Annotated in this window: 22 protein-coding genes; 5 read left to right on the top strand and 17 right to left on the bottom strand. The window is 59.4% G+C overall.

The annotated features are described in order from the left end of the window. Positions 1-174: 174 nt before the first annotated feature. The 9 genes from hpaA to ACGS9J_RS17765 form a co-directional block, all read right to left on the bottom strand. The gene (gene hpaA / locus ACGS9J_RS17805; protein ID WP_442232153.1) at positions 175-1,071 is read right to left on the bottom strand and encodes a 4-hydroxyphenylacetate catabolism regulatory protein HpaA; all 897 of its coding nucleotides are present in this window, start codon (positions 1,069-1,071) and stop codon (positions 175-177) included. Between the two features lie 58 nt (positions 1,072-1,129). Beyond that, positions 1,130-2,500, bottom strand: a complete 1,371-nt coding sequence (hpaX, locus tag ACGS9J_RS17800) for a 4-hydroxyphenylacetate permease (protein WP_442232152.1) — start codon at positions 2,498-2,500, stop codon at positions 1,130-1,132. Positions 2,501-2,530: 30 nt separating this feature from the next. Further along, positions 2,531-3,325 (bottom strand): 4-hydroxy-2-oxoheptanedioate aldolase, encoded by a 795-nt coding sequence (hpaI, locus tag ACGS9J_RS17795; RefSeq protein ID WP_442232151.1) that lies wholly within the window; start codon positions 3,323-3,325, stop codon positions 2,531-2,533. A 213-nt stretch (positions 3,326-3,538) separates the two neighbouring features. Further along, on the bottom strand, positions 3,539-4,342 hold the full coding sequence (gene hpaH, locus ACGS9J_RS17790; protein ID WP_442232150.1) for a 2-oxo-hept-4-ene-1,7-dioate hydratase: 804 nt from the start codon (positions 4,340-4,342) through the stop codon (positions 3,539-3,541). A gap of 10 nt (positions 4,343-4,352) precedes the next feature. Then, positions 4,353-4,739 carry a 5-carboxymethyl-2-hydroxymuconate Delta-isomerase gene (locus tag ACGS9J_RS17785; protein ID WP_442232149.1) on the bottom strand — a complete coding sequence of 129 codons (387 nt, stop codon included), beginning with the start codon at positions 4,737-4,739 and terminating at the stop codon, positions 4,353-4,355. Between the two features lie 9 nt (positions 4,740-4,748). Beyond that, positions 4,749-5,606 (bottom strand): 3,4-dihydroxyphenylacetate 2,3-dioxygenase, encoded by an 858-nt coding sequence (hpaD, locus tag ACGS9J_RS17780; RefSeq protein WP_442232148.1) that lies wholly within the window; start codon positions 5,604-5,606, stop codon positions 4,749-4,751. A 52-nt stretch (positions 5,607-5,658) separates the two neighbouring features. Beyond that, positions 5,659-7,113, bottom strand: coding sequence for a 5-carboxymethyl-2-hydroxymuconate semialdehyde dehydrogenase (gene hpaE, locus ACGS9J_RS17775; RefSeq protein WP_012005080.1), 1,455 nt, complete (start codon positions 7,111-7,113; stop codon positions 5,659-5,661). Further along, entirely contained in the window at positions 7,110-7,874 is a 765-nt protein-coding gene (locus ACGS9J_RS17770) for a fumarylacetoacetate hydrolase family protein (protein ID WP_442232147.1), read from the bottom strand. Before ACGS9J_RS17770 ends, hpaE begins: the two co-directional genes overlap by 4 nt. Next, on the bottom strand, positions 7,871-8,503 hold the full coding sequence (locus ACGS9J_RS17765) for a fumarylacetoacetate hydrolase family protein (protein ID WP_442232146.1): 633 nt from the start codon (positions 8,501-8,503) through the stop codon (positions 7,871-7,873). The genes ACGS9J_RS17770 and ACGS9J_RS17765 overlap by 4 nt, the downstream gene beginning before the upstream one ends. A 364-nt stretch (positions 8,504-8,867) precedes the next feature. Here ACGS9J_RS17765 and hpaR point away from each other — a divergent pair, with 364 nt between their 5' ends. Further along, positions 8,868-9,320: a homoprotocatechuate degradation operon regulator HpaR gene (gene hpaR / locus ACGS9J_RS17760; protein WP_442232145.1), complete on the top strand. Its 453-nt coding sequence runs from the start codon at positions 8,868-8,870 to the stop codon at positions 9,318-9,320. Positions 9,321-9,376: 56 nt separating this feature from the next. Here hpaR and ACGS9J_RS17755 read toward each other — a convergent pair whose 3' ends face one another. The 7 genes from ACGS9J_RS17755 to ACGS9J_RS17725 form a co-directional block, all read right to left on the bottom strand. Then, positions 9,377-10,168: an SDR family oxidoreductase gene (locus tag ACGS9J_RS17755; protein ID WP_442232144.1), complete on the bottom strand. Its 792-nt coding sequence runs from the start codon at positions 10,166-10,168 to the stop codon at positions 9,377-9,379. A 4-nt stretch (positions 10,169-10,172) separates the two neighbouring features. Continuing rightward, positions 10,173-10,970, bottom strand: a complete 798-nt coding sequence (locus ACGS9J_RS17750) for a MoaF C-terminal domain-containing protein (protein ID WP_442232143.1) — start codon at positions 10,968-10,970, stop codon at positions 10,173-10,175. Positions 10,971-10,980: 10 nt separating this feature from the next. Then, positions 10,981-11,763: an SDR family NAD(P)-dependent oxidoreductase gene (locus tag ACGS9J_RS17745; RefSeq protein WP_442232142.1), complete on the bottom strand. Its 783-nt coding sequence runs from the start codon at positions 11,761-11,763 to the stop codon at positions 10,981-10,983. Further along, positions 11,756-12,343: a DUF3156 family protein gene (locus tag ACGS9J_RS17740; RefSeq protein ID WP_442232141.1), complete on the bottom strand. Its 588-nt coding sequence runs from the start codon at positions 12,341-12,343 to the stop codon at positions 11,756-11,758. The genes ACGS9J_RS17745 and ACGS9J_RS17740 overlap by 8 nt, the downstream gene beginning before the upstream one ends. Then, positions 12,318-13,811 carry an APC family permease gene (locus tag ACGS9J_RS17735; RefSeq protein WP_442232140.1) on the bottom strand — a complete coding sequence of 498 codons (1,494 nt, stop codon included), beginning with the start codon at positions 13,809-13,811 and terminating at the stop codon, positions 12,318-12,320. Before ACGS9J_RS17735 ends, ACGS9J_RS17740 begins: the two co-directional genes overlap by 26 nt. 132 nt (positions 13,812-13,943) lie before the next feature. After that, a complete protein-coding gene (locus tag ACGS9J_RS17730; RefSeq protein WP_442232139.1) occupies positions 13,944-15,128 on the bottom strand; it encodes an anaerobic sulfatase maturase in 1,185 nt (394 codons plus the stop codon). Continuing rightward, on the bottom strand, positions 15,125-16,837 hold the full coding sequence (locus ACGS9J_RS17725; RefSeq protein WP_442232138.1) for a sulfatase-like hydrolase/transferase: 1,713 nt from the start codon (positions 16,835-16,837) through the stop codon (positions 15,125-15,127). Before ACGS9J_RS17725 ends, ACGS9J_RS17730 begins: the two co-directional genes overlap by 4 nt. A 499-nt stretch (positions 16,838-17,336) precedes the next feature. Between ACGS9J_RS17725 and ACGS9J_RS17720 the strand changes: the two genes are divergently transcribed. The 4 genes from ACGS9J_RS17720 (at position 17,337) to ACGS9J_RS17705 (ending at position 21,319) form a co-directional block, all read left to right on the top strand. Next, positions 17,337-17,984 carry a response regulator transcription factor gene (locus tag ACGS9J_RS17720; RefSeq protein WP_442232137.1) on the top strand — a complete coding sequence of 216 codons (648 nt, stop codon included), beginning with the start codon at positions 17,337-17,339 and terminating at the stop codon, positions 17,982-17,984. A 142-nt stretch (positions 17,985-18,126) separates the two neighbouring features. Next, on the top strand, positions 18,127-19,299 hold the full coding sequence (locus ACGS9J_RS17715) for an MFS transporter (protein WP_442232136.1): 1,173 nt from the start codon (positions 18,127-18,129) through the stop codon (positions 19,297-19,299). Between the two features lie 13 nt (positions 19,300-19,312). Beyond that, complete coding sequence (locus ACGS9J_RS17710; protein WP_442232135.1) at positions 19,313-20,425, top strand: class II histone deacetylase; 1,113 nt, start codon at positions 19,313-19,315, stop codon at positions 20,423-20,425. An 87-nt stretch (positions 20,426-20,512) separates the two neighbouring features. After that, positions 20,513-21,319: an alpha/beta hydrolase gene (locus ACGS9J_RS17705; RefSeq protein WP_442232134.1), complete on the top strand. Its 807-nt coding sequence runs from the start codon at positions 20,513-20,515 to the stop codon at positions 21,317-21,319. A 40-nt stretch (positions 21,320-21,359) separates the two neighbouring features. Here the strand turns inward: ACGS9J_RS17705 and ACGS9J_RS17700 are convergent, their stop codons facing one another. After that, the gene (locus tag ACGS9J_RS17700) at positions 21,360-21,725 is read right to left on the bottom strand and encodes a cupin domain-containing protein (protein WP_442232133.1); all 366 of its coding nucleotides are present in this window, start codon (positions 21,723-21,725) and stop codon (positions 21,360-21,362) included. Between the last annotated feature and the right edge of the window lie 11 nt (positions 21,726-21,736).

The following is a 21,736-nucleotide window of genomic DNA, read 5'->3' as shown; positions in this document are numbered from 1 at the left end:
GGCGTTTTGCAGACCGTGGGTCCGGCCTCTTGTTAAAATAATGTTTACTTTTGGTTGCTTAATTGAAGCGCTCAGGGCCGATTTCGAGAAGAGACTTTTGCGGCAATCGCCGGTACTTTTCAGGCAGATGGGCCGTTATCGCCGCAAATTGTGATCCAGGGCGTTATTACGCCGTTACGAAAGGGGATGCTGTGCGGCGCGGTAGGTCGAGGGAGAACAACCTTCCAGACGATTGAAGAAACGCGCGAAATAGGCGGGATCCTTAAAGCCCAGACTGTAGGCGGTTTCATGTACCGTACAGGCGCTGAACAGCAGCATGCGTTTGGCCTCGCGCAGCAGGCGATCGAATATCAAGCGTTTGGGGGGCTGATTGGCGAAACGCCGACACAGGTCGTTCAGCCGCGACTCGGTGACCCCCAGCGCCTGGGCATAGTCCGGCACCGCCAGGTGATCGCGGAAACGTTCGTCCACCATCTTGTTGAAACGCTGGAACAGTTTCAGCTCGCCGCGCACCCCACTGGTGGCGGTATCCTCCAGCGAGGTATTGCGCAGCAGCAGGGTAAATACCGCCTGTGCCAACAGCACCAGTGTCGGTTCGCGGCCCACCAATCCCTGGCTGAACTCACGCCGGATCAGCGCCCAGTAATGACTGAGCGCCGTCAACTCCTGCGGCGCATCCGCCAGCGACAGGCAAATGCCCGGCATGTCCAACGCCAGATTACTGCCGGGGTAGAGGCGTTCCAACAGCGGCCAAATCAGCTCCTGACGCACCGTCAATACGTGGCCGTCGCTGTCCGGCTCGGTGAAGAACGCGTGGGGCACCGAGGGCGGCGTCAGGACAAACAGCGGTGCCTGCACCGAATAGTGCTGACTGTCCAGTTGCAGCTCAATCTTGCCGGTCTCCAGAAAGTGCATCTGGAAAAAGCGGTCATGCCAGTGCACCTGCATATCGCGGCCAAAAAAGGCCGCCAGCCCGGCGAAGGTTTCGTAGTGCACTTCATCGGTAGCGTAACGCGCGTCGTACTCTTTGCAGATATCGATATTGGCGATAAAACCGGTACTTTTCTGCATGCCGTTTCCTCATCCCCCTGTAGGGGCGCAGCATGCTGCGCCCGCAAACTCTTACCGCTTATGGCGTGGCCCGTGGACGCGAGCCCTGCATCGGAATGCGCCACACGATCAGCGCACCGATGATCAACAACGCCGAAACGAAATACAGCCCAGAGTTAAAGCTGCCGGTCAGATCCTTAAACCACCCGATCAACACCGGGCTGACCGCCGATCCGATATTGCCGGTGGCATTGATCACCGCGATCCCAATCGCCCTGGCCTCCAGGCTGATAGACTGATCCGGCGTGGTCCAGAAGATCGCCATCGCCGTAAAGGAGCCCACCGACGCCATCACGATCCCCAATAGCTGGATCATGCTGTGATCGGTAGCCGACGCCAGCAGCCAGCCGGCGGCGGCAAACAGGTACGGCAACGCGGTATGGTGCTTACGCTCTTGCAGCCGATCGGATCGTTTGCTCCACCACACCATCCCGGCGATGGTACAGATCTGCGGGATCGCCGCCAGAATGCCGATCACAATGTTGCTGCTGCTCTGATTAAAGCTCTGCAGGATCTGCGGCGTCCAGATGTTGATGGCGCTCAGGGTGTTGGTCAGACAGAAATAAGCCAGGGTATACATCAGCACGATCGGCGTGAAGATTTCCCGCCACAAACTGCGCTGTTGCAGCGCCCGGTGGCTGCCCGGCCCATTGGGCTGCACCAGTTGCAACTTGTCCGCTTCCATCATCGCCTGCAGGCTGGATTTTTCTTCGTCGGTCAACCATTTGGCCTTGGCCGGCGTGTCGTCGAGGTAGAACCACACCACCACGCCCAACAGCACCGAAGGAATGCCCTCCACCAGGAACAGCCATTGCCAGCCCTTGAGGTTCATCAGCCCGTCCAGCGCCAGAATATAGCCGGACACCAGCGAGCCGATTGCCATGGTCACCGGCATGGCGATCATAAATAGCGCGTTGGCGCGGGCACGGTAAAATGCCGGGAACCAGTAAGTGAGATACACCAGAATGCCCGGCAGAAAACCGGCTTCGGTGATACCGACGATCATTCGCAAAATGTACAGGCTGGTCGGCCCGGTAGCGAACAGGGTGCAGGTCGAGGCGATGCCCCACAGCACCATAATGGTGGCGATCCAGCGCCGTGCGCCGACGATCCCCAGCATGATATTGCTCGGAATGCCGAAGATCACATAGGTGACGTAAAACAAGGTGGCCGCCAGGCCGAACATGGTCGAACTGAGGCCGAGATCCTTGCCCATCGTCAGTCCGGCAAAACCGATGTTGATACGGTCGAGGAAAGAGAAAACAAACAGCACAAACAGGAAAATAATCAGTCGCCGAAATAACTTTTTAATCACCGATTGCTCGGTGGCGGTTAACGCTTTATGTTGCTGCGCCGGGTTGGCCGGAGGCAGCGAATCGACGTTGCTCATGGTGTCTCCAGTAAGATTGCGTCCTGCAACCTAATAAACGCTCGGGGATTGCACGGGTGGCCGCTCCTGCTTAAAGCGGCTGGCCAAAGATTCCGCCGCCCGCGCCAGCAGGGTGGTATCCACCCCCACCGCGACGAACAGCGCACCGGATGCCAGATAGTGCTGCGCCAGCTCCGGATTGGCCGTCAGAATGCCGGCTGCCTTGCCGGCCGCGCTGATGCGCGCGATGGCGTCGTCGATGGTGCGTTGCACCTCCGGTTGTTGTGGGTTGCCGGAAAATCCCATGTCGGCGCTGAGATCCGCCGGGCCGATAAACACCCCGTCGACCCCTTCGACCTGCAGGATCGCATCCAGATTTTTCACCGCCTCACGGGTTTCGATCTGTACCAATACGCACATCTGCGCGTCGGCCTGTTGCAGGTAATCCGGTACCCGGTTCCAACGGGAAGCGCGAGCCAGCGCACTGCCGACACCGCGAATGCCATGCGGCGGATAACGGGTGGCTCGCACCGCCTCACGCGCCTGTTCGGCATTCTGGATCATCGGGATCAGCAACGTCTGCGCGCCGACGTCCAGCAGTTGCTTGATCATCACCGGATCATTCCACGCCGGGCGCACCACCGGGTGGCTCGGATAGGGCGCAATGGCCTGCAACTGGCCCAGCACCGTCTGTACGTTGTTGGGCGCATGTTCGCCGTCGATCAGCAACCAGTCAAAACCGGCGCCGGCCAGCATTTCTGCGCTGTAGCTGCTGCACAGCCCCAGCCACAGGCCAATCTGCGGACGTTTTTCCAGCAACGCCAGCTTGAAAGGGTTAGTTAACATAATGTTCTCCATGGTGTTTTCCTCTCACCCCAGCCCTCTCCCAAAGGAGAGGGGGCAGAACCAGCCTCAGTCAACTCGCCCGCTCCCCTCTCCCAAAGGAGGGGGCAGAACCAGCCTCAGTCAACTCGACCGATCCCTTTTCCCAAAGCAGAGGGCAATCAACTCGATCGATCCCCTCTCCCTCTGGGAGAGGGTTAGGGTGAGGGAGTAAAATCAAACAAAGCGGCAGCTGATGCAGCCCATCGGGCCGTAATCCGCATGGAAGGTATCGCCGCGGCGGGCGGCCACCGGCCGGGTGAATGACCCGCCGAGGATCACCTGCCCGGCTTCCAGCTCCACGTCGTACGGGAACAGTTTGTTGGCCAGCCAGGCCACGCCGTTGGCCGGGTGGTTCAGCACCGCCGCCGCCACGCCGGACTCTTCAATCACGCCGTTGCGGTACAGCAACGCGCTGATCCAACGCAAGTCCAGCGCGTCCGGTTTGATCGGCCGCCCACCCATCACCACCCCGGCGTTGGCGGCATTGTCGGAAATGGTGTCGAACACCTTGCGCGGGCGCTGAGTTTCGGGATCCACGTTATGGCTGCGCGCATCGATGATCTCCAGCGCCGGAATGATGTAATCGGTGGCGTTATAGACGTCGAACAGCGTGCAGTTCGGCCCGCGCAGCGGTTTGGCCAGCACGAAAGCCAGCTCGACCTCGACACGCGGCACGATGAAACGATCGATGGGAATATCGCTGCCGTCGTTGAAAAACATGTCGTCCAGCAGTGCACCGAAGTCCGGTTCGGTGATCTGCGAACTCACCTGCATCGCGCGCGAGGTCAGGCCGATTTTATGGCCCTTCAGCGTGCGGCCTTCGGCGATCTTCAACGCCACCCACTGGCGCTGAATGGCGTAAGCGTCTTCAAGGGTGATCTCGGGATGATCCAGCGACAGCGCGCGGATCTGCTCGCGGCTCTGTTCCGCCTGATGCAAGCGCTGCACAGCACGACTCACCAGCTCTTTATTCAACATTGACGGCCCCTTACTCTTGGCGAAATAGTGCGTGGACATTGTTTTGTTTGTAATTGAGCACCGGATCCAGCTCTTCCATCGTGAAGGACAGCGCCAGATAGCGGCTGGCCATCAGCGCGGCAAAGTGATCTTTGATCAGGGCAAACAACATCTCTCCCACCTGTTCACGGCTTTCCAGACTGCGGCCGTGGCCAATCTTCAACGTCATATGCACGAAGGCGTAATCCTGCTTGCCGTCGGCCATCTGCCAGGTATCCAGCCAGATAGCGCGGCTGCGCACCCCGGCCAACGGGAAGATGCCGGTGTCCGCCAGTGCCTGATTGACCTTGGCGAACAGCGCGGGTAAATCCGCCTCGCGGCGGATGTTGTCGGTACATTCAGCGTAAAAATGGGGCATTGGCGATCCTCAGGCTTCGGCCGGCAACGGGAACACGGCGTTGACCTGCCCGGTGCCGGAACTGGCGAACAGCGGGGTAATGAACTCCACCTTGCCCTCATAGTTGTCCCACCCCAGCAGGCCGAGCAGCATCACGGTGTCATGCATGTTGCCTTCGCCGTAGCAGTAGTCGGCATACTCCGGCAGCATTTCGCAAAACTCGCGGAAACGCCCTTCTTCCCACAGCTTGACCACCCGTTCGTCCATCTGCTGGTCGAACTGGCGCGTATAGCTGTTCATGCCCTCTTCGGCGCGCTGGTCGTCGATGAAACGGTGCGACAGCGAACCGCTGGCCAGTACTGCCACCGTGCCGTCGTATTTATCGATTGCAGATTTGATCGCTTCTCCCAGTCGGCGGCTGTCGGCAAAGTCATGCACGGTGCAAAACGCCGAGATTGAGATCACCTTGAAATGCTTGTCGCTGTTCATATAACGCATCGGCACCAAAGTGCCGTATTCCAGCTTCAGGCTCGGGATCTCGTGCGCCTTGGCGCGCACCCCGAGTTGGCAGGCCTCAGCGGCGATCAACTGACCCAGCGCCGGGTTGCCCTCGTAGTTGTAGGTCATGTCGCGGATAAAGTGCGGCAGTTCGTTGCTGGTATACAGCCCCTCAAAATGCGGGCTGCAGTTGATGTGATAAGCGCTGTTCACCAGCCAGTGGGTGTCGAACACGATGATGGTGTCGACGCCCATTTCGCGGCAGCGTGCGCTGATCTCTTTGTGACCGTCGATCGCCGCCTGGCGGCAACCGAAGTTTTTCCCAGGCATTTCCGACAGATACATCGATGGAACATGCGTAATCTTGGCGGCCAAAGCTAACTTACCCATACAACCTCACATGAAACAAAAAATGATTCCGTGAAACAGTGCCGGGGCAGACTTAAACGCCCCAGCGTGGGATCGGGTGATCACCCATGGAAATGCACACGTTTTTCATCTCGGCGAACACTTCAAAGCTGTATTCCCCGCCTTCGCGGCCGGTGCCGGAGGATTTCACGCCGCCAAATGGCTGACGCAGATCGCGTACGTTTTGGGTGTTGACGAAAACCATGCCCGCTTCAATATTGCGGGCCAGACGCAGCACCTTGCTCACATCCTGCGTCCAGATGTACGACGCCAGGCCGTACTCCACGTCGTTGGCCATGCGCAGGCCGTCTTCTTCTGATTTGAACGGCAGCAGGCAGGCCACCGGCCCGAAAATCTCCTCCTGCGCGATACGCATCCGGTTGTCGACATCCGCCAGCACCGTTGGGCGCAGGAAGTTGCCGTGGCTCAGACCGGCCGGTTTATCCGGGCCGCCGGCCAGCAGGGTTGCCCCTTCCTCCAGCCCCAGACGGATATAGCCGGACACCTTTTCCCAGTGCTGCGGGCTGATCAATGCCCCCACCTGGGTATTGGGATCCTGCGGATCGCCCACGCGCAGACGGTTGGCGCGTTCGGCGAAGCGTTTGACGAATTCCGGGTAAATGCTCTCCTGAATGAAGATGCGCGAACCGGCGGTGCAGCGTTCCCCGTTGATCGAGAAAATGGTGAACAGCGCGGCATCCAGCGCACGTTCGATGTCGGCATCCTCGAAAATCAGCACCGGCGATTTGCCGCCCAGTTCCATGGAAAACTTCTTCAACCCGGCGCTTTCAATGATCCGGCGCCCGGTCGCGGTACCGCCGGTAAAGGACACTGCGCGCACATCTTTATGGCGCACCAACGCATCCCCGGCGGTAGCGCCGTAACCCTGCACCACGTTGAGCACCCCGGCCGGAATGCCGGCTTCCAGCGCCAGTTCGCCCAGGCGATCGGCAGTCAGTGGCGACAGCTCGGACATCTTCAGCACCGCGGTATTGCCCAGCGCCAGACAGGGCGCGGTTTTCCAGGTGGCGGTCATGAAAGGCACGTTCCACGGCGACACCAGCGCACACACCCCGACCGGCTGGATCAACGTGTAGTTGAGCATCTTGTCATCCACCGGGTAGGTGCGGCCGTTCATCTGCTGGCAGATCTCGGCGAAGAACTCAAAGTTGTGCGAAGCGCGCGGGATCAGCACGTTCTTGGTTTGGTGGATCGGCAAACCGGTATCGGCGGTTTCCATCTCGGCAATCTGCGGCACGTTCTCGTCAATCAGCTCGCCCAGACGACGCATTAGGCGAGCACGCTCTTTCATTGGCGTATTGGCCCATTTCGGGAAAGCCGCCTTGGCGGCAGCCACCGCCTGATCGATCTCCAACTGCCCGCCGGAAGCGACCTCTGCCAGCACCTCGCCGTTGGCCGGGTTGGTGGTAGTGAAATACTCTTTGCTGGCTACGTTTTTACCGTTAATCCAATGGTTGATGGTTTTCATCGCAGGCTTTCCTCGTAATCTTTTTCACTGATGATGTGGTTAACCAGACGGCCGATGCCCTCGATCTCCACCACCACTTCGTCACCCGGCTGCACGTCGGCCAGCCCTTTCGGCGTGCCGGTGGCGATCATGTCGCCCGGCTGCAGCGTCATAAATTCGCTCAGGTAGCTGATCAGGTAGGGGATATCGAAAATCATGTCGGCGGTGCTGCCGCGCTGGCACAGCTCGCCGTTAACGTAGGTGCTGAGCGCCAGACGGTGCGGATCGGCGATATCGTCACGATCGACGATGTACGGCCCAATCGGCGTCAGGGTGTCGCGACTTTTCACCCGCAGATTCGGGCGGTAATAGTTTTCCAGATAGTCGCGGATGGCATAGTCGTTGCACAGGGTGTAACCCGCCACATACTCCATGGCGTTTTCGCGGCTGACATTGCGTGCCGTCTTGCCGATCACCGCCACCAGCTCGGCTTCGTAGTGCATATACTCGACGTTGGCCGGGCGTACCGACACCTGTCGGTGGCCGGTCAGGGTGTTCGGTGCCTTGAGGAACACCAGCGGTTCTTCCGGCGCCTTGAATTCCAGCTCGCTGGCGTGGTCGGCATAGTTCAGGCCCAGGGCAAACACCGTGCCCTGCGCCGGCGGCAACCACTCAACCTCCTGCTCTTGCAACACCCGGCCATCCGGCAAGGTGACCTGCAGTTGCTCATCGACGCTGACGGTAACAATCTGGCCATGATGGCGAATACGAGCCTGTCTCATGATGCATCTCCTGCCTGCGCTACGCGGTTGGTCAGGGTCGGCAAACCGGCTGCGCGCACCGTCACTTCATCCCCAGGTTTGATCTCCACCCGCTGGTGCGGCGTGCCGATCAGCACTGCGTCGCCCGGTTGCAGGGTAATAAAATCGCTGATGGCGGCGATCAGTTCCGGTACCGAACGCACCAGATCGGCCGTCGACCAGCGATCCCGCTCAACCCCGTTGATTTCGGTGATGATCTCAAGTCGGTCGGGGGTCGCCAGTGGGCCGATATCGCCCAGCGGGCAAAAACCGTCGCGGCATTTCGCTTTGATCGCCGGGCGGTAAAAACTGCTTTCCGGCAGGCTGATGTCATTGGCCAACGCATAACCGGCCAGATAGTCGGCCACCCGTTCCACCGGGACTTTGCGGGCGGTGTTGCCAATCACTACCGCCAGCGTGGCGCCGCTTTGCACTTGTTCACCGGCAGGAAACGGGATCGCCCCGCCGTGGGCGAGGTGGGTATTACGCGGTTTGATAAACCACACCGGGGTTTTCGGCGGGGTTTTATACGGCGGCTGATGGAACGCCTGATCCCAGGCGTCAATCTGACTGCGGTGGTTCAACGCAACGGAAAATACGGTGCCTTTCATGCAAACTCCTTTTAATGAAACAACAGGGCAATCGGCATTCATTAATATGTTAATGAATACTTTTATACGCTGTTCGGCTTTTACGCAACGCGGGTGGATTGATTTGTGATCGCGATAACAAAATATTCACAAAACACAAACATTAGCGTGATTATTCAACGAATTAATCATTTTCAGACGATTTTTTCCGCTGCAGTTAGTTTTTCGCTTTATACGTCGGGGTAAACTTGGCTACTATTAAGTTATTAATAAATTCAGACTTTATCGCGAAGTGCGCGGTATATTGCGACATGAGTTCCGCGTGCTGAACACACCCAGGCTAACCGCCGGAATAACGAACACCTTGATAGCTAAGGCCAAACCTATGCATGAATCCTTGACCATTGCTCTGCTGCAGGCGCGTGAAACCGCCATGGGCTTTTTTCGCCCGATCCTGAAAAGCCATAACCTGACGGAACAGCAGTGGCGCATCATTCGCGTACTGGCCAACAGTCGTTCGATCGAATTTCACGAATTGGCGGCGGAAACCTGCATTCTGCGCCCCAGCCTGACCGGCATTTTGTCGCGCATGGAGCGCGATAAGCTGATTTTTCGCCTGAAGCCGGTTAACGATCAGCGCAAGCTGTATGTGTCGCTGACCCAGCAGGGCCAGGATCTGTATGAGGTGGCTCGCCATCAGGTGGAACAGGGATACGGCGAGATTGAAGCCGCCTTTTCGCAGCAGAAAATGGACCAATTGATGACGTTGCTGGACGAGCTGATCACCCTGGGGGACAAACTGCCCGCCAACGTGACCGCCCATCCGACAAAGAAATGATCCTTGCGATTATTATCCTCTAATTAATTGGTGTTGCAGCCAACAACGCTGCAACGTCAAGAAAGAAGAGGATGAGCCTCGGGGAGTAATGCGCCGCCGTCCACCACCAGCGTTTGGCCGGTGATGTAGGCCGCTGCCGGTGAGGCGAGAAACACCATCGCCGCCGCGATGTCGTCCGGCTCCCCCAATCGCCCGAGCGGCACTGCGGCAGCAATCGCCTGGTTCACCGCCGCGCCCCCCAGATTGGCCATCGCCGGTGTGCGGATCATTCCCGGCTCCACGCCGTTGACCCTGACGCCAGCCGCCGCCAGTTCCAGCGCCGCCGCGCGAATAAACCCGTTGACCCCCGCCTTTGAAGCGGCATAGTGCGCCAGCCCGGGGTAGGCAACCCGTGGCCCGGTCACCGAAGAAGTCACCAAAAGGCAGCCGCCCCCCTGGCGCTGCATCCAGGGTAAGGCCGCCTGCGCCAGAAAGAACGGTGCCATCAGATTGACGCTTAATGTGCGCTGCAACAGCGCAGCGTCAATCTCGGCAAAGGGCGTCAACGGGAAATAAGCCGCGTTGTGTATCACCACATCCAACCGCTGATGTTGCTGCCCCACCGCCGCCACCCGCTCGGCTATCTGCCCCGGCTCAGCCAGATCGCAGGCCACCGCCTGCACCTGCCAACCCTGCCGTTGCAGCGTCTCGGCCGCCTCCTGAGCCTTTTGCAGCTGCAAATCCGCCATCACCACCGTCGCGCCCAGCCGGGCAAAGGCGCTGACAATCGCCAGCCCGATGCCCTGCGCACCGCCAGTCACCAGCACCACCTGCCCCTTGAAAGCCTCGGCCGCATAGGTTGCATTCATCGGCTCATCCCCGTGGATGGCGCGTGGTGTTCAGCACCTGCGCATGGGCGCCCACCGCAAAATTGCTCAGCGCACTGAAATCGCTGCCCTGATAGCCGAGGATCTTGCCGTCGGTGCGCATCCCCTGCAGATCGATCATCACCACGCCCAACGTCGGCACGATCTTTTCGCGCCAGACAAACAGGTACAGTTGCTCGGCCACCTTCACGTAGTGGCAGCGGTCAACGTCCGCCAGCCCTTTCTCCACCCCATCCAGACACTGCCAGGCGTAAAAATTGTCGTTCAGATAAATATGCTCATAACGCTCGGTCGGGCTGTAGGTATACATGTTGCGCATGCCGATCAGCTCGTCGGTGAACTGTGGCGGCTCAGCATTGGCGTTATCCAGCGTACCGAAGCGGAATTCGGCGTTGACCGCCGTCAGCGGCAGCCCCTGCTCAACCCGGCTGAAGGCGTCCAGACGGGTTTGTTCCTCATCCGGCAATTGGCCATACACCGCCGTGAAATTCCCCTGGTTGCGATCGCACACCAGCGTAATACTGGCGTTATCCTGTGCGGGATCGAGAAAATCGATAAACAGAATGCCGGGGCGGATGCTGGTGGCGCGATAAGCGATGCCCCGGTACTCCCCCCAACTCAGCGTCTGCTGATCGACAAAGTGACAACTCAGCATTTCACCGTCGGCAAAACGTAATGTCAGCGTGTTACCGCTCAACCCATGCTGCTGTTCCAGCGTATTGCTGTGCGGCGCAAAGCCTTCCGCCAGTGCGCCGACCTGAATAAAGACCGCTTCTGAACTCATCTGATGCTCCTTAAAGGGAAGTAAACGCCAACGTGGGCACGTCAACGATGGTAGAACCGCCGTCGGCCACCAGCGCCGCACCGGTAATGATCGACGCCTCCTCCGAACAGAGAAAACGGCAGATCCCGGCGATCTCTTCGGCGCTGGCCGGGCGACGCAGCGGCACGTCGCGGCAGACCCGTTGGTAGGCCTGTTCCAGCGTAAGTTGGTACTCCGCCATCAGCGGTTGCATCTCCTCATCCGCCATCGGCGTAGTGACCCAGCCGGGACACACCGCGTTGGCGCGCACCCCCAGCGGGCCGTAGTCACGGGCGATGGATCGCATCAGCCCAATCAGCGCATGTTTGGCCGTCACGTAGCCACAGACTTCAGGCCCGGCGGCCAGCGAGGCGATGGAGGCGACAAACAGCAGGTTGCCGCCGGTTTTTACCAGTTCCGGCAGACAGGCGCGGGCGCTGGCAAAAGCACTGTTGAGATTGCTGTCCAACGCCTGCCGCCACTGCTCGTCATTGATCTCGGTAATGCGTCCCAGCCCCATGCCACCGGCGCAGCCGATCAGGCAGTCAATGCGCCCGGCCTGCTGCAAAATGGCCGGCAACAGCTGGCTTTGCCACCCTTCGCCACTGGCGGCGTCCCCCACCAATGCCTGCGCGCCAATCTCGTCCGCCAGAGCCAACAAGGGTTCACGGCGACGGCCGATGATAAACACCCGATCGCCCCTGCCCGCCAGCAGCCGGGCGCAAGCGGCACCAACGCCGGTGCCGCCGCCGGTAATCACCACGACTCTACTCATCCAGTTTCTCCATCAATTGGCCGATCATCAGCAGGCTGCTCAGCAGCAACCGCCGCTGTTCCGGCTCCAGCCGCAGGTAGCGACGACCGGCAGGCAAACGGCTGACCACTTCCGAAGCGGCGAAATGTTCGATCTCCAGCTGCCAGCGCCCGGCGGCAACCCTCAGGTGGATACGCCGAAAATCCAGCTGCTCCAGCGTTTGGGCAATCTGCGGATAGCGCCGCAGCGCAGCAACCACCCGCTGTGCCACCGCATCATCCCGGGTGGCGCGATAAACGACGCCGCGTCGCCGTAGCCAACCGCCGGCGTTAATGCGCAGCGTCAGCGGCTCCGCCAGCGAACATTCCCCCTGCACAGAGAAACGGTGGCTGACGATATGCGCCATAAACAGCGCGCTGACCCGTTCGCTGATGTCGATAACCTGGCCCTGCGGCAAAGTCAGGCGCAGCAGGCAGGGCGAAAGGCGCTCGCAGGCATAGGGCTGCAGATTGTTCGCCAGCCGGTTGAGGGTTCCCCCCGGCTGATAGCCCGTCGGGGGGCGCTGCCAGAAGCGGTTAAGTGAGGGAAGTAAGCCGATCAAACTGCGCCTCCTCGTTTTCCGCTTTGGCAAAAGCCGTTTCCAGCACCTGTTCGACCGGCACCGGTTTAAACGGATTGACCTTCTGAACGCACAGGGTCCAGAACAGCGCATAGGCGGCGGTCAGGCCAATCATGATGCTGAACGGGATATAGACGGCGCGCGGATCCATGCCCGGCGGGGTGATATAAATAATCGCCAGCACAATGCCCACGCTGGAGATAATTTGCGGCAGCGGGAACCACGGTGATTTGTAAGCGCGCGGCAGATCCGGACGGCGAATACGCAGGATCACCACCGAGCAGGTCACCAACAGGTAAGCCACACCCCAGGCGCACACCGCAGCCAACACCAGCGGAATAATGCGGTCGAGGTTGCCCTGAATGGCGAAGGCGTGCACACAAGGGATCAGCACCGCCACCAGAATGCCCACCACCGGGGTTTTAAAGCGCGGGTGCAGGTAAGCGAAAATGCGCGGCAATGCGCCGTCCAGCGCCATGCCGTAAAGAATGCGCGGCACCGCCGCCATCAGCGTGTTGATGGTCGCCGCCCCGGCCAGCAGCAGCCCGATGCCCAACCAGTATTTGCCGAACTCGCCCATCACCTGGCCGGCAAACGCCGGGATCGCCATCGGCGTATCCAGCAGATGAACGCCGTTGGCGGCATCCACCACCACGTTTTCCACCTGATGGCTGAGCGCCGCACCGTACAACGCCATGCAAACCGCCACGCCGCACAACCCCAGCGACATCGCCCGTGGGATCACGCTGGCGGAGCGTTTGATCTCCGGCGCCATCGGCGTGACCAGTTCACAGCCGACAAACATAAACATCGCCATGCCGATCAGGCTGAATACCACGAACGGATCGCTCAGACTCAGCGTGCTGCCGAACCAGCCCTCCAGCGGTACCGCGTGCGGCGAAAGCAGCCCGGTAATGCCGAAGATCACCAGGGTGCTCCACATGGCGAAGGTCAGCACGATCTCCGCTTTACCGAAGGCCTCGATGCCGAAAGCGTTGAGCGCGCCAAACACGATGACCAGCCCAACCCCGACCATCCAGGAGGTATTGTGGTTTTCCATCAGGGTATTGAGGTGCTCGAAGTTCACCAGCGCCATGATGCCGGAGAGAATGGTTTCGGCGGTGCCGGCAAAGATGTGCACGATCAGGTAAGCCGACAATGCGCCGGTAATAGCAAAAAAGCGCCCCATGCCGCAGGCGATATAGTCATACACCGAGCCGGAAGTCGGCAGTATCGCCGCCGCCTCCGAGAACGTCGTGAGCTGAGCCTGCATCATGATAAAAGCGATCAGCATCGCCAACGCGAAGGTGTCGCCGCCGATACCGAAACCGCTGGTCACGGTGAGGATCACCGGGCTGGCCATAATCACCCCGACCGAGCTGGCCAGCGTGGTGGGGAATCCGACCTTGCCCCGCTCAAGATGGGCGTGAAGCCGCGACGACAGGTTCATGGTTATTTCCTCTTATAGTTTTAGCGTTTTGCCCTGATGGCGCCTTTGCAGGTGTTTCGTCGCCAGTGGCGGCAATATCACTATAAGGAGGAACAGAAAATGCTGACTATCGTCCTTAAGGACGATAATGATTCAACCTGCGGCAGAGCTCACGGCAGCGCGCCACTGCATCGCTCCCTGCGGACTGCGCGGGTAGGCACGCAGCGGCTCGAGCAGCGCGGAAAAGAAGCGGTAATAACCGGCGCACAACCGGTTGTAGCGATCCTGGCCGACATGCGCCGGACAGCCGCCCTGGCAGACGCTCTTCACGCTGCAACTCTGGCATTCACGACGCAGGCTTTTGGTTTTGCCGAACGCCATTTCCGCCGCCGCGGCCGCGTGCCCGGCAAAAGAGGTTCGTCGATCGACATGGCCTAAATAGTGCTGCGCATCGATCAGGTGATCGCAAGCGTAGAGACGGCCATCCGGCTCCATCACCAGATTGCCGCCGCAGCGTTCGGCATGCACGCAACTGGGGCTGACATGGGTGAAGTACTGCGCATAAACATGTTCAATGTTCATCACGAACACCTTGCCCAGATGGCCCTGGCTGCGCCAGCGCCGGTAGACAGCCAGCATGAATTCCCCCCAATTGGCGGCGCTCAAGCCGTAACCGCCGGCCGGAGCATCGCCCTCCAGCATCAACGGCTGAAACTGCAGGTAACGCGCGCCGAGCGCCACAAAATGGTCGTACATTGCCTGCGCCTGTTCCGCCACGCCGTCATGCACCACCACCAGCAGATTGAATTCAATCTGATGGCGTTGCAGTAACCCAATGCCGCGCAACGCATCGTCATAGCTGCCGCCACCGCGCTTATCCGGCCGGTGGGTATCCTGAATTTGCCGGTCGCCGTCGAGACTGACGCCGATAATGAACTGATGCTGCCTGAACAAGCGGCACCAGGCGTCGTTCAGCAGCGTGCCGTTGGTCTGCAAGCTGTTGCTGATCTTCACCCCGGGCGGTGCGTGTTTTTGCTGCAGCGCCAGCGCCCGCTTGTAAAAACCCAAGCCTGCCAGCAACGGCTCACCGCCCTGCCAGACGAAATTGATCTCGCGGCTATAGCCTGGCTGGGCGGCAATGTAGCGGCGAATGAAATCCTCCAACAATCCGTCGTCCATCTTTCGGCTTCGCTGGTCTTGCCGCTGCGGGTAATAGCAATAGTGGCAGCCCAGGTTGCAACCGGCACCTATCGGTTTCACCAACAGGTGGAAAGGCGCCGCCGCACGCGGATCGCTGTCGGTGGGGATCTGCTGCGCCCGCCACTGGGTCAGGTTCATTTCGCCCCCTGCGGCAACGGAGCATGGGTGACGGGATCGAGGCCAATATAATCGCCGGTTTTGGCGTCCACCCCGAGGTAATCAATCTCCTTGCCTTTGGCTTCAATCACCATGCCTTTATCCGCGTATTGTCGGTATTCTTCGCTCAAGCGCGTTACGCGCTCCCGCTGTGCAGCGGCCACATTGTGCGTCTCCAGTGGATCCTCTTGCAGATTGAACAGCTCCCAGGGTGCCATTTGCGCCGTCGGCCCGGCTTTCACCAAGCGACGCAGCTTCCAGATGCCATCGACATAAGCGGCCTGATTGTGCAGCTCAACGCCATAAGTCGAGCGCGGCAGGCTGTCGGCCTCACCGCTGAAATAGCGTTTGAAACTGACCCCGACCATCGGCAACGTCGGTCTGGTTTTCAGCGGCTTGGTGGCATCGATACCCGCATAGTCGTACAGCGTCGGTGCAATGTCATACACCGCCATCGGCGTTTTATCGATGCCGCCACGCCCTTTCAACTGCGGTGCCGAGATAATGAAATCGGTATTGATACCGCCCTGCGCGCTGGTGGTTTTGTGGTAGTTGGCGTAAGGCGCATTGCTGACGTTGGCCCAGTGCGGTCCGTAAGAGATGAACGAGCCCTTGCGGCCGATATTGGCGTAGCTGTTGTCGAACTGCCGCCAGTATTCTGGCGTTGAACCGTAATAGAAGCCGCTGGCCGGGTTCGCGCCGTTATCGGTCGCGAAGATGATCACCGTATTTTTGTCGCGCCCGGTTTGCTTCAAGGTTTTCAGCACCGCGCCGACCTGATCGTCCATATAGGCGATCATCGCCGCGTATACCTGCATGGTTTTCGCCGCATATTTCTGCTGTTCCGGCGTCATCGCCCGCCATTCCTGGTCCAGCGCCAGTTTCGGCATCGGCGTGCTGTCCGTGATGATCCCCAGCGCCTTCAACCGCTGAATGCGCTGCTGGTAGGCCTGCTGGTAACCGGCATCGTACTTGCCGTCGAACCGGGCGATCCAATCGTCCGGTGCCTGCAGCGGATCGTGCGGCGCGGTGAAAGCCAGATAGGCGAAGATGGGTTTATCCTGCGGCGTGTCGCTGATCCATTGCTCCAGTTGGGTGGCATAGGCCTTGCTGGAATAGAAATCCTGCGGCAATGAGACGCGCTTGCCGTTCAGGGTGTAAAAGGTATGGAAAGCTTCCCCGGTGCCCAACGGCTTCGCGTCGTCGAAATGGCTGGTGCCACCGCCCATAAAAGCGAAGGCGCGTTCAAAGCCGCGATCGGTCGGTTTGGCGCCGTCGACGTACCCCAGATGCCATTTGCCCGCCATCATGGTGGCGTAGCCGGCATCCCTGAAACGCTCGGGCAGGGTGACCACGCGATCGGTCAGGCGCATTTCGTAACCCGGCTGTGCGGCGGTGCTTTCATACCACCACATGCCGCCCATGCCGGCCTGTTGGTTGGTGTTGCCGGTCATCAGCATCGAACGGGCCGGTGCCGACATCGGCGAAGTGTAGTACTGACTCATACGCACGCCCTGCTCGGCCAGAGCCTGCAGGTTAGGTGTCGGGATCTCGCCTCCAAACGGGCTGATGTCGGAATAGCCCATGTCGTCCACCAGAATGATCAATACATTGGGCCGCCCGGCATCCGCCGCATGCGTGACACCCGATAAGGCACTGCTTAAAGCCACCACCAGCGTTTTTTTCTTCATCACCCGTCCCCTGTCGTGTCATACGGGTTGAACAGCCAGACGTCTCAGCCCGATAAAGGTCATAGTTTTTTCGTCTTATGTTTTTTTCACCGGCAGCCGTTATCTTCAAGGCTGTCGCCATGGTTTTTGCAGTGTAGGGAGGAGGGGAAAAGCCTGGCTATCGTTCTTAAGGACGAGGCGGCGCAAACAAAATCGCAGGCTGTAGCACGCCGAACTTAATCCCGGCATCCGTGGGCTACCGGCAGGAAACCGCAGTAAATTCAGCGGGAAAACGTCATAAAAATTTCATTAATGTATTAACAAAATTAGCAGGAAATCGCCGAAAAAGGGCACTGGCAGCCCCGCTGGCAGCTTGTTATTTATGTATTTTATTGCAATCGGGTTCACGTTGTTAATATGTTTTTATTGTGTTGCTAAAATGCTACAACTATGCTTGTATCGTTCATATATTGACCGCTTGAATTCTTACGTTCGCAGGATAAAGGGAGGGAAATAACTCATGCATACCACAGCATCCGATGCCTTTATCACCAGCTGTTTGACCACCATTGCCCATCTGATCCCGGTGTCCGCCGCGGTATTTTATTTGGTCAATCGCGACCTGCGCCCCGATCATTATATTTTGCACGGCATTTCCGATAACACCCATCAGCAGTATTTGAACCATTTCCAGCAGATCGATCCGCTTAAACCAGCCAATTTCCACCAGCAGGACATTACCATGGTCGGCATGAGCCCGGCGGCGATCGCCAATAATCGCCGCTATTATCATGATTTTATGCTGCCCAATGACATGCGCGACATGACGGAGATTTTTATTCGCCAGCGTAAACGTATCGTCGCCGGGGTGTCCTTGATCCGCGATACGGCGTTTACCGAACAGGAACGCAGTCGCCTGCGGGCGGTGATGCCGCTGATCGAACTGGCGACCCGCGATCTATTGCCCGACGGTGAAGCGCAGTTGCTGACCGCCAAAGAACAGGAAATCGTCAATATGGTGCGCGAAGGGGCCAGCAATAAGCGCATCGCTTTGAAGCTGGGTATTTCGCTGTCCACGGTGAAAACCCATATGCGCAATATTTTCGCCAAAACCGAGGTGGTGAACCGCACCGAATTGGTGGCTACCGGATTTATGGCCCACGGTTAAGGAATAAAAGCCATAACAGTGGCTTATAGTTTGGAACAGCAAACTCATTAATTATTCGCCATTCATGGCGCGGTGCCCGTTTGCCCAAAATACGGCATCGCGGGGATATCTGACTCAGGCTTAACCTGCGGGAATAATGATTATGTCCAGCGATTCCGTTTCTGTGCCCGTCATCGGCGCGGCTCTCCCCTGCCCGCCCCGGCTGTTGACCGCCATTATTATCTTTGCCGCCATTGCGCCGGGCATCCTGATGACCGCCCCAGCGGTAGCCGCGCAATTGGCCAGCCAGTGGCTGCGGACCCCGGCGCAAATCGGCCACCTGTTTTCTACCGAACTGGGCGCCATGAGCCTGGCCACCCTGCCCGCCTGGTGGTGGATTAGCCGCGTTAACTGGCGCCGGGTGGCGGCGTTGGCGGCCGGGGTGTTTATCGTCGGCAACCTGGCTTCGGCGCTGGTCAGCGATTTTAGCCTGTTGCTGGGGCTGCGCTTTATCGCCTCGCTGGCGGGCGGCACGCTGATGATCCTGTGCATCACCTGCGCCGCCGGTACGGCCAACCCGAGCCGGGTCTATGCCTTGTGGGTGCTGGGGCAACTGGTGCTGGGCGCGGTGGGCCTGCTGGTGCTGCCGCCGCTGTTCGCCCATTTTGGTCTGATGGCGGTCTATCTGATCCTGACGGTCATCATGCTGTGCTGCCTGCCACTGATCCGCGCCTTCCCCAGCGGGTTTCACCCTGCGCAATCCTCGGCTCATGCCACGGCCCCTCCGCTGTTGCGCAAAGCTTTCGCCGTGCTGGCCGTACTGACCTTTTATATCAGCCTGAGCGCGGTCTGGACCTTTATCGGCAGTATCGCCGCCGCCGCCGGCCTTTCACCGGTCAACAGCGGCCAGGTGCTGGCGGCCGCCACGCTGTTCGGCATTGCCGGTGCCGGCGGTGCCGCATTCATCAGCGCCAAGCGCAGCGGCAACGGGTTGATTTGGCTAAGTTACGGCCTGCTGATCGCCGGCATTGCCCTGCTGTTCCAGGCGCCCCTGTTGCTGCGCTTCGCGCTGGCGGCGGTGCTGTTCAAGTTCACCTGGACCTTTGTGCTGCCGTTTATTTTGGCGCGCGTCGCCGGGCTGGATAACAACGGCAAGCTGATGAACAACATCAACCTGGTGATTGGCGGCGGCATGGCGATCGGCCCAACGCTGGCCGGTTATCTGATTGAATCTTCAGGTGGTTTCGACACGCTGCTGATCGGGGCGCTAGGCAGTGCGCTGCTGTCGCTGCTGCTGATTTCGCTGGCTTCACCGCGCGCTCGACGCGCCGTTTAACAGGAGTAACAAGGTGAAAAGAAATACCGGTTTCTTGTTTGATGAACGCTGTTTCTGGCACAGCACCGGCCTGCACGCCACCACATTGCCGGTCGGCGGCTGGGTGCAACCGCCTTCAGGGGCGGGGCATGCCGAATCGCCGGAAACCAAACGGCGGATGAAAAACCTGATGGACGTGTCCGGCCTGTCGCGCCAGCTCAGGCTGCTGAGCGCCGAAATGGCGACGGAAGAAGACCTGCTGCGCATCCACCCGGCCGATTATTTGCAACGCTTCAAACAGCTGAGCGATAACGGTGGCGGCATGCTGGGGGAGGAAGCGCCGTTGGGGCCGGGCAGCTACGAGATTGCCAAACTGTCCGCCGGGCTGGCCTGTGCGGCGGTCGAAGCGGTGCTGCAAGGCGAACTGGACAATGCCTATGCGCTGTCGCGTCCGCCAGGCCACCATTGCCTGCCGGATCAGTCGATGGGGTTTTGCTTTTTGGCCAATATCCCGATCGCCATCGAACGCGCCAAGGCCAAATACGGGCTGGGTAAGGTGGCAGTGCTCGACTGGGACGTGCATCACGGCAACGGTACCCAGCATATCTATTGGCAACGCGATGACGTGCTGACGCTGTCGCTGCACCAGGACGGCTGCTTCCCGGCCGGGTACTCCGGCGAACAGGACCGCGGCACCGGTGCCGGGGCAGGCTTTAATATCAATATCCCGCTGCTGGCCGGCACCGGTGACGACGGCTACTTGTACGCCATGCAGCAAATAGTGATCCCGGCGTTGGAGCAGTTCCAGCCGGAGCTGATCATTGTCGCCTGCGGTTACGATGCCAATGCCCTCGATCCGCTGGCGCGCATGCAGCTGCACAGCGACAGCTTCCGTAATATGACGGCGCTGGTGCAAGACGCCGCCGACCGTCTGTGCGGCGGGAAGCTGGTGATGGTGCATGAGGGCGGTTACGCCGAGTCCTACGTGCCGTTTTGCGGCCAGGCGGTGATGGAGCAGCTCAGTGGCATTCGCACCGAGGTCGAGGATCCGCTGCTGCCATTTATCCAACAGCAGCAACCGCGAGATGCCTTCAACCAGTTCCAGCGCCAGGCTATCGATGCGCTGGCGTTGCAATTCATTCGCTGATCATCCTGGGGCGCAGCACGCAGCGCCCCTACCCATTCCCCGCTTTACCGCTACGCTGAATATGACCCTACCGATGAGAAAAATACCATGTCTGAACAGAAGATCAGTTTTATCAAAGGTGGCCACGGCGATATTGCCGTGCATGACTGGGGCCATGACCGGCCGCGCTTTCTGGCGCTGCTGGTGCACGGTTATGGCGAGCATCTCGGTCGCTATCAGTACGTAGCCCGTACCTTGCAAGCGCAGGGTGCGCGAGTGTTTGGCCCCGATCATCTCGGCCATGGGCTGTCACAGGGCGAACGTGTCCTGATTGAGGATTATGACGCCGTGGTCGACGATGTTCGGCGCGTGACGGAACATGTCCAACAGCGGCATCCTGACGTGCCGTTGGTGGTGATTGGCCATTCCATGGGCGGCATGATCGCCACCCGCTACGTTCAGCGTTATGGCGATGACGTGCGTGCGCTGGTGCTTTCCGGCCCGTTGATTGGCGAAAGAACCCTGATCTCCGATCTGTTTAATCTGCCGAAAATCCCCGACCAGCCGCTCGATACCGCCACCCTGTCGCGTGACCCCGCGGTGGGCGAAGCCTATCAGGCCGATCCCCTGGTATGGCATGGGCCGTTCAAACGCCCGACGTTGTGGGCCATGCAGCAAATGCTGGCGAAAATCAACGCCGGTCCGGGCTTTGGTACGCTGCCCACGTTGTGGATACACGGCGAGGACGATCGGCTGGTGCTGATGGCGCAATCGCAAACCGCCATCAGCCTGCTGAAGGGCAGCGATTTCGAGGCGATGGTCAATCCAGGCGGACGGCACGAGAGTTTTAACGAAACCAACAAAGACCAGATATTAAGGCGGATCACCGACTTTATTGAGCGGGTGCTGGGATAGCTGATTTCCCCTCTCCGGGCGGAGAGGGGCCGGTTAGCGATCAGCCTTCGACAATCGCCAGATAGTGTTTGACGAAGCGATCGGAGGTGATCTCCCAGCGTACCGGGGTGCCCTTTTCGACAAACCACGAATCTCCGGCCTGGTACTGCACGGATTCCCCGGTATTTTCATCGGTCAGCGTCGCAGTGCCTTCCCACACCGTGGCATGTTCGGCAAACGGGTACTCCATCACAAAGGTGCCGCGCGTACAGCTGAAAATGCCGCAGTTCAGGTTGTCGGTCGGCTCGCCGAAAAGGCTAGCCACTCCGACGTTTGGCTCACCGGCGATCACGGTAGCGCCCAGGTTGCTGACGCTGCCAATGTCCAACAGTTCAGGCAGCGGTTGCTTAAGCAGTAATGGTTTCATGACTCTCTCCT

The sequence above is a fragment of the Serratia quinivorans genome, assembly GCF_052113645.1.
Lineage (GTDB): Bacteria > Pseudomonadota > Gammaproteobacteria > Enterobacterales > Enterobacteriaceae > Serratia > Serratia quinivorans_B.
Note: the sequence above shows the minus strand (reverse complement) of the source record. Positions and strands in the feature narration are given on the sequence as shown.

What these genes read in the sequence shown, in the direction of transcription:
- hpaA (WP_442232153.1), bottom strand. Translation starts at nt 1,071, where the DNA reads ATGCAGAAAAGTACCGGTTTTATCGCCAATATCGATATCTGCAAAGAG.
- hpaX (WP_442232152.1), bottom strand. Translation starts at nt 2,500, where the DNA reads ATGAGCAACGTCGATTCGCTGCCTCCGGCCAACCCGGCGCAGCAACAT.
- hpaI (WP_442232151.1), bottom strand. Translation starts at nt 3,325, where the DNA reads ATGTTAACTAACCCTTTCAAGCTGGCGTTGCTGGAAAAACGTCCGCAG.
- hpaH (WP_442232150.1), bottom strand. Translation starts at nt 4,342, where the DNA reads ATGTTGAATAAAGAGCTGGTGAGTCGTGCTGTGCAGCGCTTGCATCAG.
- ACGS9J_RS17785 (WP_442232149.1), bottom strand. Translation starts at nt 4,739, where the DNA reads ATGCCCCATTTTTACGCTGAATGTACCGACAACATCCGCCGCGAGGCG.
- hpaD (WP_442232148.1), bottom strand. Translation starts at nt 5,606, where the DNA reads ATGGGTAAGTTAGCTTTGGCCGCCAAGATTACGCATGTTCCATCGATG.
- hpaE (WP_012005080.1), bottom strand. Translation starts at nt 7,113, where the DNA reads ATGAAAACCATCAACCATTGGATTAACGGTAAAAACGTAGCCAGCAAA.
- ACGS9J_RS17770 (WP_442232147.1), bottom strand. Translation starts at nt 7,874, where the DNA reads ATGAGACAGGCTCGTATTCGCCATCATGGCCAGATTGTTACCGTCAGC.
- ACGS9J_RS17765 (WP_442232146.1), bottom strand. Translation starts at nt 8,503, where the DNA reads ATGAAAGGCACCGTATTTTCCGTTGCGTTGAACCACCGCAGTCAGATT.
- hpaR (WP_442232145.1), top strand. Translation starts at nt 8,868, where the DNA reads ATGCATGAATCCTTGACCATTGCTCTGCTGCAGGCGCGTGAAACCGCC.
- ACGS9J_RS17755 (WP_442232144.1), bottom strand. Translation starts at nt 10,168, where the DNA reads ATGAATGCAACCTATGCGGCCGAGGCTTTCAAGGGGCAGGTGGTGCTG.
- ACGS9J_RS17750 (WP_442232143.1), bottom strand. Translation starts at nt 10,970, where the DNA reads ATGAGTTCAGAAGCGGTCTTTATTCAGGTCGGCGCACTGGCGGAAGGC.
- ACGS9J_RS17745 (WP_442232142.1), bottom strand. Translation starts at nt 11,763, where the DNA reads ATGAGTAGAGTCGTGGTGATTACCGGCGGCGGCACCGGCGTTGGTGCC.
- ACGS9J_RS17735 (WP_442232140.1), bottom strand. Translation starts at nt 13,811, where the DNA reads ATGAACCTGTCGTCGCGGCTTCACGCCCATCTTGAGCGGGGCAAGGTC.
- ACGS9J_RS17730 (WP_442232139.1), bottom strand. Translation starts at nt 15,128, where the DNA reads ATGAACCTGACCCAGTGGCGGGCGCAGCAGATCCCCACCGACAGCGAT.
- ACGS9J_RS17725 (WP_442232138.1), bottom strand. Translation starts at nt 16,837, where the DNA reads ATGAAGAAAAAAACGCTGGTGGTGGCTTTAAGCAGTGCCTTATCGGGT.
- ACGS9J_RS17720 (WP_442232137.1), top strand. Translation starts at nt 17,337, where the DNA reads ATGCATACCACAGCATCCGATGCCTTTATCACCAGCTGTTTGACCACC.
- ACGS9J_RS17715 (WP_442232136.1), top strand. Translation starts at nt 18,127, where the DNA reads ATGTCCAGCGATTCCGTTTCTGTGCCCGTCATCGGCGCGGCTCTCCCC.
- ACGS9J_RS17705 (WP_442232134.1), top strand. Translation starts at nt 20,513, where the DNA reads ATGTCTGAACAGAAGATCAGTTTTATCAAAGGTGGCCACGGCGATATT.
- ACGS9J_RS17700 (WP_442232133.1), bottom strand. Translation starts at nt 21,725, where the DNA reads ATGAAACCATTACTGCTTAAGCAACCGCTGCCTGAACTGTTGGACATT.